The organism is Wolbachia endosymbiont (group B) of Xanthorhoe designata, assembly GCF_964028585.1.
GTDB lineage: Bacteria > Pseudomonadota > Alphaproteobacteria > Rickettsiales > Anaplasmataceae > Wolbachia.
This window is the reverse complement of record NZ_OZ034794.1, coordinates 166,929-181,936: the sequence shown is the minus strand read 5'-3', so window position 1 is coordinate 181,936 and position 15,008 is coordinate 166,929. Positions and strand designations below refer to the sequence as shown.

The window sequence follows — 15,008 nt, the reverse complement described above, 5'->3', positions numbered from 1 at the left end:
CTGCTTCATGCCCATTCTGAGCAGCTAGATACAAGGGTGTGACATTATTTTTTTATCTACTATGTTAACATCAGCATTTTTTGTGCTAATTAATAGTTCAACTATTTCAGTATGTCCGTTCTGAGAGGCTAAGTACAGAGCTGTTATACCAAATTCATTGTCTTTAGCATCAATCTCAATTTCTTGAGTATTAAGCAACACCTTTACAACTTCTACAAGTCCATTTTGAGCAGCAATATGTAAAGGTGTCTTACCATCAGTACAGTCTTTTATATTGGGATCAGCTCCCGCTTTAATTAACTCCTCTACTATAGCTTTGCTTTTAGCTACAACAGCAAAGTGTAAAACTGTACTGCCTTTAGTAGTTCTTGCATGAATATTAGCTTCTTTACTGATTAGTAACTTTACTACGTCTAAATGTCCTGAATAAGCAGCAAAATGCAAGGCTGTAAATCCTTTTTTATCCTTGATATTGATATCAGTTTTTACATTAAGTAATAACCTAACTTCATTTATGTTACCATTATAAGCGGCTTGATGTAATAGAACATTTTCAACCGAGAGCGATTGAGTGCTGAACATATTTACCTCTATATAATAGTATGCCTAGTGGTATTACATCAAAACAAGGAACATTCAAGAAAAATTTTGCATCTGGCAATCTAATTTTCTCTATTCTAATATATACAAACTCTTTAAACCCACCTTGTAATCAGGATAAACTAGAGAGACACCAAGATCTTTTTTAATTTTAGTATTGCTTACTTTTTTTGACCCTAAATAAAAACCCCGTGCGTAATTTGGTACAGAAGAAATCTCAACTGGCTCTGGAGGGCTAATATTGAGAAGCTCGGCTGCATAAGTGACCACTTCAGATTGCGTAGCAGGTAAATCATCTGCACAATTGTATATCTCATAAGGCTTTATATTTTGCATGGAAGAAAATAAAATATTCGATATATCTTCAACATGAATACGAGAAAATTTTTTTTTCACATTTCTTGCTTTGCCAAGCTGCAGGTCAATTAGCGCATTTCTACCAGGACCATATATCCCAGCCAACCGGAAAATATGTACAGGCAATTTGCTATTTAGCCACTTTTCTTCGGACTTAAGGCGCTTTTTTCCTCTAATTTCTATAGGCTTTGTTTCAGATTCCTCATTCACCCAATTACCACAGTGTTCACCATAAACATTAGTTGCAGACAGATAACCAAGCCATTTAATATTCTCCAGACAATGACCGTATCTCTCCATAACATCATCGCCGTCTGGAGGAATAGAAACTAAAACATGCGTTACGCTTTTAAGTAGATCTTGGTCGACCTTTTCATAATTAAAAAGTTGTATATCTTTATTTCTTGATGTACCGCTAACTTTCCAACCTAAATTTAGTAATTTTTGCGATAAAAATTTAGCTACATATCCATAGCCAAAGCAAAACAAGTGCATGAAAATTAATTTTTAAAATTCTTCTTGATAAATTCAACCCCTAACTTTATTCCCTCTTCATTAATAATATGCCCTAATCCATGAATTGGGTATCCTTGAGCGTTTACTCCATTTTCTTTCAGAGCTTTAACCGCTAAATCAAGGGAAGAAAAAGGTACCATGTCATCAGCATCACCATGAATAACACATATGCTGGGTTTTGATTTGATCTCCGGTGCAGTTTTTGAAGGTGAAAGAAACCTACCAGAGTATGCAACAACTGATGCACAAGACTGAAGTCGGGTAAGAGCTACATGCATTGCAAGCATTGCCCCTTGAGAAAATCCAACTAAAGAAAGCTGCATATCTTTTAAATTAAGCTCCTTTAATTTTGCATCAATAAAATGATTTACAATTGATGCAGCATTTTTCACCCCATTATATAGTGCTTCCTCACTACGATCTTCTAAACTAAACCACTGATAACCATCACCTATTTCTCTCTTAAACGGAGCATTGGGAATTACTAAATATGAATCAGGCAAAAACTTGCCCATAACTTTAGCAAGATGAACGAAATTATCGCCACTTGAACCCCAACCATGAAAAAAAATAATCAAATTTTTCTTATTTCCATTTGGACAAATTTCTTGGCTCTTAAGTTCAATCATCTCTTCATCCCTTTATGTTTATATTTAATTTTACGGTAATACTAAATTTGAGAAACAAGACCTCACTACTGCTATAGCTCTTTGATATGAATAAATACTACTTAGCTTCAACTTTCTCTATCAATTTCTTGACCAAGCCTCTCAATCTTCTGCTGGAATCATCAAGCTCTTGAATTTGTGAAGCATCTTTTCTCATGAGCTCTTTGTGATTACTCTTTATGTAATCATACATTTCCTTCATCTGAGCAATCATCTTGTTGATATCCACACCACCCATATCAGGTATCATGCTAGGCATATTTCCTTCTAGCATACCACCAGCCATAAGTTGCTGAGACATTTGCATGAATGGCTTTAAGGTCTGTTGAAGCAAATTAGGGTCGCTTGCCAATTTTTCTATTTGCTCTTTGCAAGTATCCATGTACTGCTTCATAAATTCATCATCTTGTACTTTATCTGTCATAATTACACCTACTTGAAACTAATATTATATATTGTTTTTAATTAAAAACAATACAAGAACAACTATATTAATACTTGATTAAATGACAAATTAACTATTTTAAAGCTTCACATACTCTCTTTAACCATTCCTTGTCTTTTATGCCATTTTCTATATTTTTATAAACAAATTGGTGATAGCTATTTATCCATTTAACTTCATCTTCAGTAAGCATTTGCACATCTATTAGCTTTTTATCATATGGAATGGAAGTCAGTTGTTTAAAGTTTAAGAAGCCGTTTTCTTGCTTTTCAACATACATCAGATTCTCAATTCTTATTCCATATTTTCCCGGAATGTAATAGCCAGGTTCGTTAGAAAGTATCATACCTGGCATGAGTTCCACTTTATTTCCCTTTGATATTGCTTGCGGTCCTTCATGTACCGAAAGGTAACTCCCCACTCCATGCCCTGTACCGTGCATGTAATCCATTCCAAATTTCCATAAATGTATACGCGCTAATATGTCCAATTCTCCACCAGTAGTGCCAGGGGGAAAGACCGAACTTGCTATCGCAATGTGAGCTTTTAGTACTATTGTGTAGTGAGCTCGTTGCTCATTGGTTGGATTGCCAATTGCTATAGTTCTTGTAACGTCAGTTGTACCATCAAGATACTGACCACCAGAATCGATCAAATATAGTCCATCTTTTTTAATAGCTTTATTTGTCTTACTGCTTGCACGATAATGAATAATTGCTCCATTTTCATTAAATGCGGAAATCGTTGGAAAACTCGGTTGCTTAAACAAATCCTGCTTTCTTCTATATTCTAAAATCTTTGCTTCAGCTTCGAGCTCAGTAATTTCATTGCCAATAAGCCGATATAGAAAATTTGTAACTGCTACTCCATCTTTGATGTGCGCACTTATAGCTCCAGTTATTTCAATTTGATTTTTTATTGCTTTATGAATCAAACAAGGATCTTCTTTCTCAATTATCTGCTTATTTTCTATTAGACCTTTTTCATTACCTATTGTCATTCCAGTGCTTGACACCGGGATCCATGCTTTTTTATTTCTGGTCAAGTACTGGAATGACACCGAAGCTGATTTTTCATTTAAATAATGGTTATACAAGGGATCTATTGCATTCATAATGCTCATTGGAGTTGTGCTTGGATCTATCATCATTGAATTTAGCTTACACAGAGAGCTTTCCAATTCACAAATATCAAAAATACTAACATTATTATCTAAATCCGCTTGTATGGTTGAATGTTGTTTATCTTGAACAAACAAATCAACATTACCACTTTTGTATAATATAGCACGACCCCATATACAGGGAGTATATTCAGCACTTTCATTTCTTAAATTTAGCAGCCATGAAATTGAATTTGGATCAGTCAGAAGTACTGCTTCAGCTTCTATGCTTTTAGCAACTCTTTCGCATTTACTCTTACTACTCTCACCAGATGTATGCGAGACTATTGTTTGTGTTTTATGACTACCTTCTTTTTCAATTAAGTACGGCACTAGTTTACAAATGCTTTCATATTTCCTTATCTCTTTTACAGTAAAATATCTTGAATAATAACCCAGTGAGGTAGTCAATGTTAAGTTTGCTTTTACCCACCTGTGTGGATCCTCTTCTTGTATATTATATACTTGAAAATTGTTTTGATCGAGCTGACTGCGAGCTTGTGTAATATAGCGTCCATCTGTAAAAAATGGGCAACTGTTAGTTTTTGTAACAATAAGTAGCCCATTTGTTCCTGTGAAGCCACATAACTCCGTTAACTCTTTTGAATATTCATTTAAATACTCGTCTTTAGTATGCAACATAAATGCATCAACATTTATTTCGTGCATAAAAGAGCGAAATTCTTCGATTTTTGACATGGAGTACCTTATGCAGAATTAGCAGCTATTTTCGTTTTTTTATTCCTAAGGTACACTAATATGCTAACTATCGCTGCTGGAGTTATGCCTTGTATTTGCTTAGCAATACCAATTGTTGCTGGCTTTATTGCTTGCAACTTCTCTACCACTTCAGTGGACAAACCTTTAATCTGTGAGTAGTTGAAATTAGTTGGAATTTGAGTGCTAACTTCCTCTTGTAAAAACCTCATATCTGCTTCTTGTCTTACTAGATAAGGCTTATATTTTGCTTCAATTGCAACTGCTTCACATATTTCATTTTTAGCTGTGCTGACCATCGTGATGTCATTCCAGCATTCCGTTTTGTCATTCCAACACATAACATTGTTTAACTCCGGCCATATTTCTCGTAATTTATTCCAATCGATATTTGGATAACCGAGTAAATCTAATGCTGTTTTTCTTATTCCATCATAAGATATTTTAACACCATAGAACCTGAGCTGCTCAGGAGTAATTGTTAGGCTCTCCAATTTCTCCTCAAGTTGCTTAATAGACTTAAGTTTATTCTGCAAAATAGAGTATCTCTCATGCGATACAAGGAAAATATCATAACCTTTTTGTGTTAATCTTCTATCTGCATTATCTGACCTGATTGCCAGTCTATATTCTGCACGCGAGGTGAATAATCTGTAAGGCTCAGCAATTCCCTTAGTGACCAAGTCGTCTATCATTACACCGATATATGAATCCGTACGATGAAGAACAAAACTTTTTTGAGATAAAGAGAGTGCTGCATTGATTCCGGCAATAATTCCCTGACCGGCTGCTTCTTCATATCCAGTGGTACCATTAATTTGACCAGCAAAATATAGTCCTTTAACTTTCTTAGTTTCGAGAGTATGAAATAGCTCTCGTGGATCGATATAATCGTATTCAACTGCATATCCAGGTCTTAATATTTCTGCATTTTCAAGCCCTTTTATACTCTTTATCATTTCATACTGCACTTCGATGGGCAATGAATTTGAAATTCCATTTGGATATATAGTGTTATCATCAATCCCTTCTGGTTCTAGAAATATTTGGTGATTATTTTTTTCTGCAAATTTTTTAACTTTAGTTTCAATTGATGGGCAGTATCTTGGTGCAATAACGTTATCTAAATATGAAGAAGCTGATCTGTGAAGATTCTCTCGAATTACTCTGTGTGTATGTTCATTAGTATGAGTAATAAAACATGAAACCTGAGGCTGGTTAATTTTTTCTGTAAGATAAGAAAATGGTGTAGGTGGATTGTCACCCACTTGTTCTTGTAATACTGACCAGTTTATAGTGCCACGATCAAGCCTCGGTGGAGTTCCGGTACGTAATCTGCCCAGTTTAAAATCATACTTCTTTAGCGTGTTTGCAAGCTCTATTGCAGGTTTATCTCCCATTCTTCCAGAAGGAGTTGTTTGCTCTCCTATATGAATCACACCACGTAAAAAAGTCCCTGTAGTCAAAACAACTCTGCTTGTCAGTATACGTTCACCTGAGTCTGTTATTACAGCTTTTACATAAGATTCTCCATTGCTATCACTTTCGATAAGAAAATCGTCAACTGACTCTTCTTTTACTGTCAAGTTGTTATAATTTAGAATAATTTCCTGTATTGCTTTTTTGTATAATTTTCGGTCTGCCTGTGCACGTGGGCCCCATACCGCTGCGCCTCTGCTGCCATTTAAAACGACCGAGTGTATGCTTGCTCGGTCGATAGCTCTCCCCATTATTCCATCAAGGGCGTCTACTTCTCTAACTACAACACCCTTTGCAACTCCTCCAATTGCTGGATTACAAGACATCTCTCCTATAGTTGAAATTTTGTGAGTTATAAGTAGTGTGTTCGCACCAAGGCGAGCTGCAGCTGTAGCTGCTTCACACCCGGCATGACCGCCACCTACTACCACTACGTCGTACTTATGCATCTTCTTGAGTAATTCCTACTCTATAATATTCCAACTATCAGTGATTGATGTCAAATTTTACAGATTACAACATTGCACACTAACTTAGCTCAAACTGCCGTCTCTCTCGCAGAAAAAACTTTTTCAACTTTGGGAAAGATGATACTTTTATTAACTTCTTCTTCCGGAAAGGTAATACATTCATCTACTTCTTCTTCGTGAGATACTTTGACATATGTAGAATCTGTAATCGAAATTGCACTTACTGCAGGTGTAATTGCTGTTTTATCTGCACAATACATTATAGCTACAGTTGGAAAAAGCCCTAAAATCGGTGCTATCAGCCCTATCATTCCATTTATTAATGTAAATCCTATTCTTGGATTAGGAAAAATAGCAGCTATGCTTCCAGCAAGTATAACTCCAATTGAAGAGCTTGTAGATACCATCAAACTCAAAAAATTTGCTGCTTTTTCATGCTTTTCCCCAACAGGATCTCTTTTGCAAAACTTATATAATAAATATCCTACGTGAAAAACCGCAATCAATGCTGGAGCTATACAACCAGCAATTCCACCTATGGCTAAAGGTGATGAAGTGTCAAGACTTAACCACCAAGCTAATACTCCTAGTGCTGACACTATACTATAAGCTAACAAACAAATATACATACAATCCCTCTCACTAATTAATAGGCATCATTTTTACTCTAAATCGCAAACTTCCCCTCCGCCATCTAAATACTAGAGCAACAAGGAATGCTAACGGCTGTGCAAAAATATCTAATGTTTATATTTATGTAAAGTGGAAATTTTTAGTGGGGCGAGCGACCAGGATTGAACTGGCGACATTCAGTACCACAAACTGACGCTCTACCAACTGAGCTACGCCCGCCAAGATATAAGATTTTTAACATACGAGCACAAATAGTCAATTGATTATTTAAGCTACCTCCTTTTGCAGAGGGTTTTAAATATTTTCATTTATGCTTTTATCATTATACTCAATCGTATTGACACCGTGATATGTTTAAAAGTATTTTCACATTTAGTTTTTTTACGGCTATTTCAAGAATCTCAGGGCTAATAAGAGATGTATTGATTGCTACGGTTATTGGTGCAACCTCTCTTGCAGATATATTCTTTTCCTCGTTTCGCTTTGCTAATTTATTTCGATCGTTTTTTGCAGAGGGAGCATTTACTACCTCATTCATACCATTATACTCTGCAGAGTCATATGATAATAAAAAGGCATTTAATTTCGCAAGTAGTGTAATATCCATTACGTTTATTATTCTAGTAATTTTTTGCCTTATCACACAAACCTTCTTCCCTTACATGATCAAAATCTTCACTCCTGGATTTGACCAAAATAAATTTACCTTTACTGTAACTTTGTCGAAAATTATGATGCCCTACATAATCTTCGTGTCAATCGCATCACTTATTGGTGGAATGTTGCAAGTAAAACAGCATTTTGCTTCAACAGCTATTTCACCAATCATTTTGAACCTCTGTTTAATAATCAGTTTATTTTTACCTTACATTGAAACACCGGCTCATAACCTTTCTATAGCCGTCCTGATTGGAGGGATTTTGCAGCTACTTTTAATAATATTTAGTGCATACAAATTAAAGGCTTTCTTTTCTTTTAGTTTAGAATTAAGTAACGAAGTGAAGTTGTTTTTCAAGCGTGTAATACCTGCAATTATCAACAACTGTGTAACTCAAATAAGCTTATGGATCGACACAATCATGGCGAGTTTTATACCAAATGCAGTTTCTTATATATATTATGCCGATAGACTAAATCAACTACCGCAAGGAGTAATTGGCACTGCAATTGGTACAGTACTTCTTCCTCTGATTTCAAAACGAATAAATGATACTGAGAATATAGTCAAAATACAGAACAAGGCCCTTAATATAGGGTTAATATTAATTATGCCAATAACTGCTGCTTTTATCATTATTCCTGACATAATTTTACTTACGCTTTTTTCTTACGGCCGATTTGATTATTATGCAGTGCAGCAAACTATTCCTACATTAGTAGCATTTTCTCTTTCTTTACCCGCATTTATTATAAATAAAGTATTGCTACCCACATTCTTTGCTAGGGGAAAGCTAAAAATACCAACTATGTTCTCATTAACGTGCCTTGGAATTAATGCAATACTAAATCTCCTATTAATGAACAAATACCAACATATAGGAATTGCTATTGCTACTTCCATTTCCACTTGGATAAATTCTATTTTATTGATTAATTATTTAACAGTAAATAAGATGTATAAGATTAGCCAAGCATTATTACTAAATATTGTAAAAATACTCACTGCAACATTGGTTATGTCAATAGTTCTTTATCTCTCTAATTACTTATCAGCAGGGTTGTTTTTCGATAGAGGGCTAGCTCGTATTGTTTATTTAGTAACTTTAATAGCTTTGAGTGTTATTATTTATTCTAGCACTCTTTACCTAATTTTTAGAGGAAATTTGAATAATTTGAAATATGTATAAATTACACCCTTTGTATTGCTATATGTCATTTCAGCTACTATTCCAATATCCACTCCTTTCATCCCATAACCTATTCCTGTCATCCCAGTGTCAAGCACTGGGATCCAGAAATTTTGTTGATTATATAATCTGGAAAACCTTATTTAAGTCACACTGGATCACAGCGTCACACACACAACTGTATGAGTGTTGTGGTTTGAGAGCAATTTCCACTAGGAACCCAGTGCTCATCAGACCAGCTTCTCATGTAAAAATGCTATGTTTTAACATAAGAATAGCTACTTTTTTGCTAATTAACTTAATGTCTAATCAAATTTCCTGGATCCCAGTGTCAAGCACTGGGGTGACAAGAAGAGAAGGGATGCTGGAATGAGAGGTCTATTATGAAACTTTCTTTATACGCCATATCATCAATCTTGTTTCTATTAATTCTCATGCACGTTGCTGCAACTTTTAAGGATTGGAGTGGCTACAGAGAATATATCGTAAAAGAGTTAGAGAAGACGTATGATGCTAAAGTACATGTTGGAGGAAAAATTGAAGTTTCGCTCATTACTCCAAAACTTACTATTCACAATGTATATGTACAATACAACAAAAACAAGGAGCAAAAATTATCAGATTTAATTAGTGCAAAAAAAATTGAAATAAGGCCATCGCTATTATCGTTGTTTTCATTTTCATTGCAACCAAAGTCAATCTCATTTTTGGGCATGAAAAGCAACAAAGAAAATTTACTTAATATTATGAATACGAAAGCCAATGATAATACAGTTGATATATTAATAAAGGACAGCCAAATAAGTTTTGGCACCGATACTATTAACATCAAGGAAGTTGCTATAAAAAAAAATAAGCAGTTTTTTGGTGAAGTACAGATTGGTGACAACAATTACGATTTTTCTGGAAGGGTTAATGTAACAAAAAATAATGTACACATTAGTGTTGATTCAAATTTTGCAAATTTGCTATTTAAAGGTAATAGAAATCAAGAAGAGCTCAAGGGCAATTTAGTATTGACGATTAATAATAATTCTGATTCTATGAGCGACTTGGCAAAAATCATTAATCTTAGCTTCCTTTCTTATGTGATTCCCAGCGAAAATATTGAGATATCATCCAATATCAATCTCAATGAAAGCGAGTTTACGGCAACTGATTTAAAAATTGAGTCCAAAAGCATGCAAGGCACTGGTATAATACAAAATGATAGAAAAAGTGATCATACTAATATCAATATTAGTTTTAGTAAAGTCGACCTAAAAAACGGCTCACACAAAACAACAGATATGAAGGGTCTTTTAGAATCTTTTAGAGAGGTTGTGCCAAAGAACCTGAGCTTGGATTTTAATATGGAAGCTTCAAATATTCAATATCAAAACAGGATATTGGACAAATTTCATGCTACGCTAAAATTTGCTAATGGCGAAATAAAAGCTGATACTCTTCTTCAATTTCCTGGAACCAATAATATATCTCGCTTATCAGGAAAAGTTTCAAACAATGGCAACTTGTCTGAATTTAATGGTGATATATTGATAAAGGGTGAGTCGTTCATCTCACATATTTTACCTTCTATCAAGATGCAAGAAAGAGAGAAAAGTCAATTTACAGCAAGTTCTAAACTATATTTAGCACCTAGAATATTATCTCTTTCAGATATCAGATTGCTAAATAACAAAGAATCTTGGCAAGGATCAATTAAGGTAAATCACACAAAAAAACACAATATGATCGATAGCAAATTTAGCATACATAACATTAATATAGATAAATATGATTATTCATTATTCAGCAAAGTGCAATGGCTGAAAAACCTTAAGTATGATGTAAATATAAGAACTAGTGTTAAAGATTCTATATTCAATGGTACAAAAATTGAAGATTTGGATTTTTCATTAAAAATACAAGAGAACAAGCTAGTTGCAGACAAAATAAAGTTATTCGGAGAAGATTTCGACATTACCGGTAGTGTAAAAATATTAGTGGATCAAAAATACACTAAGCCTTTATTAGACGTAAACCTTACAGGTAATAAATTTAATGGAAATATCTTTAAATTACCAAAACTATTAGAGGTAAAAAGAAACTCAAAAAATGAAATAAATCAAATTCAATGGTCAACAAAGCAGCTTAATTTTTTAGATGAGAAAGGAGATTTTGATGCAAACGTGCAAATCAAAACTACAGAATTTAAAATTGGGCAAAACGTCTTAAAAGATTTTAACTTGGATACAGTGATAAGAAACAACACTATCACCATCAAACAGATAAGTTACATACTAGAACATGGACAAATGTTTTTTCAGGGTTATCTAAAAGCAGGCTCAATTCACACAAAATTTTCTATTGCAAATTTGGACACCAAGGAAGTTATAGGAGTTAATAACATAAATGGTAAGATAAGCTTAAGTGGTGAAATCAAAACTCAAGGGACAAGCTTTAATGATTGGGCTAGTAACTTATCAGGAAATGTAAACTTTCAAGCACAGAAAATAGAGTTTACAAATGTGGATTTTAATTCATTCATCACTAAGTTGTTAAGCAGTAAGAATAAACCTGAAATTTCCAAGCTTGCTTACGTTGATATATATAATGGCAGTACGCTTTTTGAAAATATTAATGGAAAAGTAAGTATCAAAAATGGTATATGTTCAACTAGTTCACAGTTTAGTATCGATCAAGCATCAGGTTCTATCTCTTCTAATTTAATCTTATCTAACTTCTCCTTAAATTCTATATTCAGACTTTTTTTCATACTACCAAACCATAACAGCCCTCTTTATATCGAGGCACACTTAGATGGCCCTATTTGGAGTCCTAAGATGAGTTTTGACGTAGATCAAATCTTTACCACTTTTAATTGGCAAGAAAAATAGTCAACTCTTTTATATCTATTCAGATACAATTTAGGAGGCAGTAAGCTTCATCTACCTCAAGTTCATTTGTGTTTTATTAACAATAAGACTGACTAATTACTTGCAACTCTTCAATTCTTATGTCACTGCAGCTTGTACTTGGACTCTCTATATCTCCAAGCAATAACCTCGTTATCTCTGTGTAGCCTTTGAAAACAGATAAATGTAAAACAGTCTTGCTAGAATTATCTACTATATTAACATTTGCTCCGTTTTTAAGCAATAATTTTACCACATTCTTATGGCCTCCCTGAACAGCTAAATATAGAGGAGTAGCACCGAAACGATTTCTTACATCAATATCTGCTCCGTTTTTAAGCAATAATTCCACCTCCTCTTTACAATTTCCGCAAGCAGCATAATGTAAAGGAGTAAAACCATAATTGTCCACTGCATTAACATTTGCTCCGTTTTTAAGCAATAATTTCATTTCCTCTAAGCGATTTCCGTAAGCAGCATAATGTAAAGGGACAAGACCATCATTGTCTGTTGGATTAGCATCTTGTTTGCCTCTCAACGATAATTCCATATGAGGAAGATTAAATCGATAATTACTTACTGAATTTTCTTGTTCTTGATACATAAAATACCCCCATTTTATTACAGCTTAGTATAAATATCTACACTATATAAATATCAATTCAACGCATCAACACCTGGTAACGGTAAAAGTTTCCTTTTTCATAATACACGTAGATCAACTGAACCTATGCCTAACCTGGCTAGCTCCCTGCAGTTGTTCAGCACTTGGATTATCCAAATTCTGACTTGGAAATGCCTCTATAATGTTCTTTAACTCTTTATCTGTTAAGTGATAAGTTATTTCGTTAAAAACTTGACATAACACCTGCAAATTAGAATTCTCTATAGCTGCTCTACTTTTATCTAACAAATCCCTTCTGGCCAATGACTTATCAAATTGGCTTACTATCTTATCAGCGTGTTCAGGAAATTCTGATATACATTCCAATTTGTCAGAATACCTTATTTCATCATATTCTCTATCAGACAAATAACCTGCTAATTTATTCTCATCATTCTCTCGCAGAAACTGATATAATGATATATTGCTGTTATTAAGCTTGATGTTCATCATCTCATTCTGATAATCATCCCAAAATTTGGACAATTCAATATTTTTGACAATACACTCTGGTTTCGTTGTGATACCACTATGTACCACAGCATATGCAATTATAGTTCTTACTAACATCGGTTTATCGCAATACCCTATTTGGTAATCATCACTAGCTACAATAGATAAAGGGGTCCTTCCTTTCTTGTCTACTGAATTAACATTTGCTCCTCTATCAAGCAGCAACCTTACTAATTCCTCCCGATTATACTTAAGTGCAAAATGTAAAGGAGTCATATCCAGATTATCTACTGCATTAACATTTGCTCCTCTATCAAGCAGCAATTCTGCTACCTCCATCTTGCCACTTTTAACTGCAGTATGTAAAGGAGTCCACTTTCGCCTTTCTAAGGCATTAATATTTGCCCCTTCATTAAGCAGAAATTCTGCTACTTCCTTATGACCATACCTAATTGCAATATGTAAAGGAGTCTCCTTTTGCTCAATTTTCACTGCATTAATATTGGCTCCAGCTTCTATCAACTCCGTAATCTGCTGTATATTCTCTCCTTTAGAAGAATTCATTAATAATTCATCCAATTCTCTTTGTTCCCTCTCATTCATAATTTACTCCACAATTTCATTGTAATTAATTTAATATGTAAAAAGAATAATATCAACCCAGCCTATCACCACCGGGTAACGGTTGCAAGCCAAAAGCTTCTCTTTTTTCATTGAGCGTCATGAAGCTTGCGTTTTCCACGTATTTCCACATCTTTTGCCTTTTTTCCATTAGAATTTCTATCGCGTCTTTATCATATGACAAACATAAATCTTTGCCAAACTTGAGCACTAGCCAAGAATTTAAGTGACAAATAATATTTTCTAGAGTCGGTAAGACTGTCTGTTCCCAAAGGGAAAGACGTGCTTCAACTAAATTACTGTAAGTGTTATCACCTGGTATGCCAAGCAACTGCGGCGGAACGCCAAAAGCTAGCGCAATATCACGAGCTGAGCTATGTTTTGACTCAATAAAATCCATATCCCTCGGTGATAAGCTCATTTCCTTCCACTCTAGACCCCCTTCAAGCAATATAGGTCTTCCAGCATTGACAGGACCTGAGTAATGATCATTTATCTGTCCTTTTAAGCGTTGGTACTGCTCTTGACTTAAGTTTCCACCACTTCCATCCTTTTCTGATTTTACAACTATTGCACCACTTGGTCTTGCTCCATTTTGCAGCATTGCCTGATTCCAAGCACCAGCCTGATTATGCTGATCTATACTATATGCAGCTGCCTCAATTGGTGAAAGTCCATACCAATCATTCAAAGGGTTAAAGGTTTTAAGATGCAGTACTGTTGAACGCCCGGTTAATTTATCAACTCTAAAGTCATAACTGTTGTTATTTACGGTATAACGATAGGCATAAGGAACGTTATTTCTTCCTGGAATAATTTCAACTCTATCAGGGCGCAGAAGATAAAGCTCTGTTGGTTTGTGCTGCACCTCAATCATCAATACATAAGAATTGCCATTAACTAATCGATAAGTCACAATCCCTTCAATAAATTCCGATTTTGATGTCATTGGATTAGGAGAATAAAGTAATTTTAGTAAAGGATGTGTTTTTAGTTGTGACTTTCCCTGATCAGTAAGCTGGTAGAGAGTAAAAGGTACCGAAGATGCAGCACTTGCGATCATATTAATTGCTCGAAAGGCAATGACATTTTTTATGTAGCCTTCCTCAGCAAAACTTGCATAATCGCGCCTACTCCAACTTGGTTCTATCATTAGTTGCAAAGCAGAGTATTCACTACTTTTCTTTCTTTGAAAAATGTTAAAATTCATATGTGCCTCCTGAAAAATCGAATGTGTTAAAAGATTGAAATTGTAGTTGAATTATATCAATTAGTGTTACAAGAATGATGTCATCCCAGTGCTTGACACTGGGATCCAAGAATGTAATTGTAGATAGCGCACTTAATTGGTGAGCATAGCTGTTTTATACCAGAACGAACACCTTTGACTAGATTGTATGAAAAGCTGGATCCTAGTGCCAGCTACTCGAATGACAAATAGGGGCTACTTGGATGACACCGTCATAAAGAAATTAGCGT

The 15,008-nt window shown here is 34.6% G+C and carries 11 protein-coding genes, 1 tRNA gene and 1 pseudogene; 2 read left to right on the top strand and 11 right to left on the bottom strand.

What is annotated here, in order from left to right; translation table 11 throughout:
- Positions 1 to 24: 24 nt before the first annotated feature.
- The 8 genes from ABWU64_RS00905 to ABWU64_RS00870 all read right to left on the bottom strand — a co-directional run bounded on the left by ABWU64_RS00905 (position 25) and on the right by ABWU64_RS00870 (position 7,266).
- Positions 25 to 582 (bottom strand): ankyrin repeat domain-containing protein, encoded by a 558-nt coding sequence (locus ABWU64_RS00905; protein ID WP_353279662.1) that lies wholly within the window; start codon positions 580 to 582, stop codon positions 25 to 27.
- A 90-nt stretch (positions 583 to 672) separates the two neighbouring features.
- A complete protein-coding gene (locus ABWU64_RS00900; RefSeq protein ID WP_341815506.1) occupies positions 673 to 1,452 on the bottom strand; it encodes an SDR family oxidoreductase in 780 nt (259 codons plus the stop codon).
- 5 nt (positions 1,453 to 1,457) lie between these two features.
- Positions 1,458 to 2,102: an alpha/beta hydrolase gene (locus tag ABWU64_RS00895; protein WP_015587933.1), complete on the bottom strand. Its 645-nt coding sequence runs from the start codon at positions 2,100 to 2,102 to the stop codon at positions 1,458 to 1,460.
- 97 nt (positions 2,103 to 2,199) lie between these two features.
- Positions 2,200 to 2,565, bottom strand: coding sequence for a hypothetical protein (locus ABWU64_RS00890; RefSeq protein WP_353279661.1), 366 nt, complete (start codon positions 2,563 to 2,565; stop codon positions 2,200 to 2,202).
- A gap of 94 nt (positions 2,566 to 2,659) precedes the next feature.
- Positions 2,660 to 4,447 (bottom strand): aminopeptidase P family protein, encoded by a 1,788-nt coding sequence (locus ABWU64_RS00885; RefSeq protein ID WP_341815507.1) that lies wholly within the window; start codon positions 4,445 to 4,447, stop codon positions 2,660 to 2,662.
- An 8-nt stretch (positions 4,448 to 4,455) separates the two neighbouring features.
- A complete protein-coding gene (mnmG, locus tag ABWU64_RS00880; protein ID WP_341815508.1) occupies positions 4,456 to 6,393 on the bottom strand; it encodes a tRNA uridine-5-carboxymethylaminomethyl(34) synthesis enzyme MnmG in 1,938 nt (645 codons plus the stop codon).
- An 89-nt stretch (positions 6,394 to 6,482) separates the two neighbouring features.
- Positions 6,483 to 7,043, bottom strand: coding sequence for a hypothetical protein (locus tag ABWU64_RS00875; RefSeq protein WP_341815509.1), 561 nt, complete (start codon positions 7,041 to 7,043; stop codon positions 6,483 to 6,485).
- Between the two features lie 147 nt (positions 7,044 to 7,190).
- Positions 7,191 to 7,266 (bottom strand) — tRNA-His (locus ABWU64_RS00870).
- Positions 7,267 to 7,397: 131 nt separating this feature from the next.
- On the opposite strand from ABWU64_RS00870, the gene murJ reads away from it, so the two are divergent.
- Entirely contained in the window at positions 7,398 to 8,894 is a 1,497-nt protein-coding gene (gene murJ, locus ABWU64_RS00865; RefSeq protein ID WP_353279660.1) for a murein biosynthesis integral membrane protein MurJ, read from the top strand.
- A 383-nt stretch (positions 8,895 to 9,277) separates the two neighbouring features.
- Positions 9,278 to 11,807 (top strand): annotated as a pseudogene (locus ABWU64_RS00860) (AsmA-like C-terminal region-containing protein).
- Between the two features lie 42 nt (positions 11,808 to 11,849).
- Here the strand turns inward: ABWU64_RS00860 and ABWU64_RS00855 are convergent.
- The 3 genes from ABWU64_RS00855 to ABWU64_RS00845 all read right to left on the bottom strand — a co-directional run bounded on the left by ABWU64_RS00855 (position 11,850) and on the right by ABWU64_RS00845 (position 14,739).
- Positions 11,850 to 12,395 carry an ankyrin repeat domain-containing protein gene (locus tag ABWU64_RS00855; protein ID WP_015587941.1) on the bottom strand — a complete coding sequence of 182 codons (546 nt, stop codon included), beginning with the start codon at positions 12,393 to 12,395 and terminating at the stop codon, positions 11,850 to 11,852.
- A gap of 114 nt (positions 12,396 to 12,509) precedes the next feature.
- Complete coding sequence (locus tag ABWU64_RS00850) at positions 12,510 to 13,511, bottom strand: ankyrin repeat domain-containing protein (RefSeq protein ID WP_353279659.1); 1,002 nt, start codon at positions 13,509 to 13,511, stop codon at positions 12,510 to 12,512.
- Positions 13,512 to 13,563: 52 nt separating this feature from the next.
- On the bottom strand, positions 13,564 to 14,739 hold the full coding sequence (locus ABWU64_RS00845) for a phage portal protein (RefSeq protein WP_353279658.1): 1,176 nt from the start codon (positions 14,737 to 14,739) through the stop codon (positions 13,564 to 13,566).
- Positions 14,740 to 15,008 lie beyond the last annotated feature (269 nt).

What these genes read in the sequence shown, in the direction of transcription:
- ABWU64_RS00905 (WP_353279662.1), bottom strand. Translation starts at nt 582, where the DNA reads ATGTTCAGCACTCAATCGCTCTCGGTTGAAAATGTTCTATTACATCAA.
- ABWU64_RS00900 (WP_341815506.1), bottom strand. Translation starts at nt 1,452, where the DNA reads ATGCACTTGTTTTGCTTTGGCTATGGATATGTAGCTAAATTTTTATCG.
- ABWU64_RS00895 (WP_015587933.1), bottom strand. Translation starts at nt 2,102, where the DNA reads ATGATTGAACTTAAGAGCCAAGAAATTTGTCCAAATGGAAATAAGAAA.
- ABWU64_RS00890 (WP_353279661.1), bottom strand. Translation starts at nt 2,565, where the DNA reads ATGACAGATAAAGTACAAGATGATGAATTTATGAAGCAGTACATGGAT.
- ABWU64_RS00885 (WP_341815507.1), bottom strand. Translation starts at nt 4,447, where the DNA reads ATGTCAAAAATCGAAGAATTTCGCTCTTTTATGCACGAAATAAATGTT.
- mnmG (WP_341815508.1), bottom strand. Translation starts at nt 6,393, where the DNA reads ATGCATAAGTACGACGTAGTGGTAGTAGGTGGCGGTCATGCCGGGTGT.
- ABWU64_RS00875 (WP_341815509.1), bottom strand. Translation starts at nt 7,043, where the DNA reads ATGTATATTTGTTTGTTAGCTTATAGTATAGTGTCAGCACTAGGAGTA.
- murJ (WP_353279660.1), top strand. Translation starts at nt 7,398, where the DNA reads ATGTTTAAAAGTATTTTCACATTTAGTTTTTTTACGGCTATTTCAAGA.
- ABWU64_RS00855 (WP_015587941.1), bottom strand. Translation starts at nt 12,395, where the DNA reads ATGTATCAAGAACAAGAAAATTCAGTAAGTAATTATCGATTTAATCTT.
- ABWU64_RS00850 (WP_353279659.1), bottom strand. Translation starts at nt 13,511, where the DNA reads ATGAATGAGAGGGAACAAAGAGAATTGGATGAATTATTAATGAATTCT.
- ABWU64_RS00845 (WP_353279658.1), bottom strand. Translation starts at nt 14,739, where the DNA reads ATGAATTTTAACATTTTTCAAAGAAAGAAAAGTAGTGAATACTCTGCT.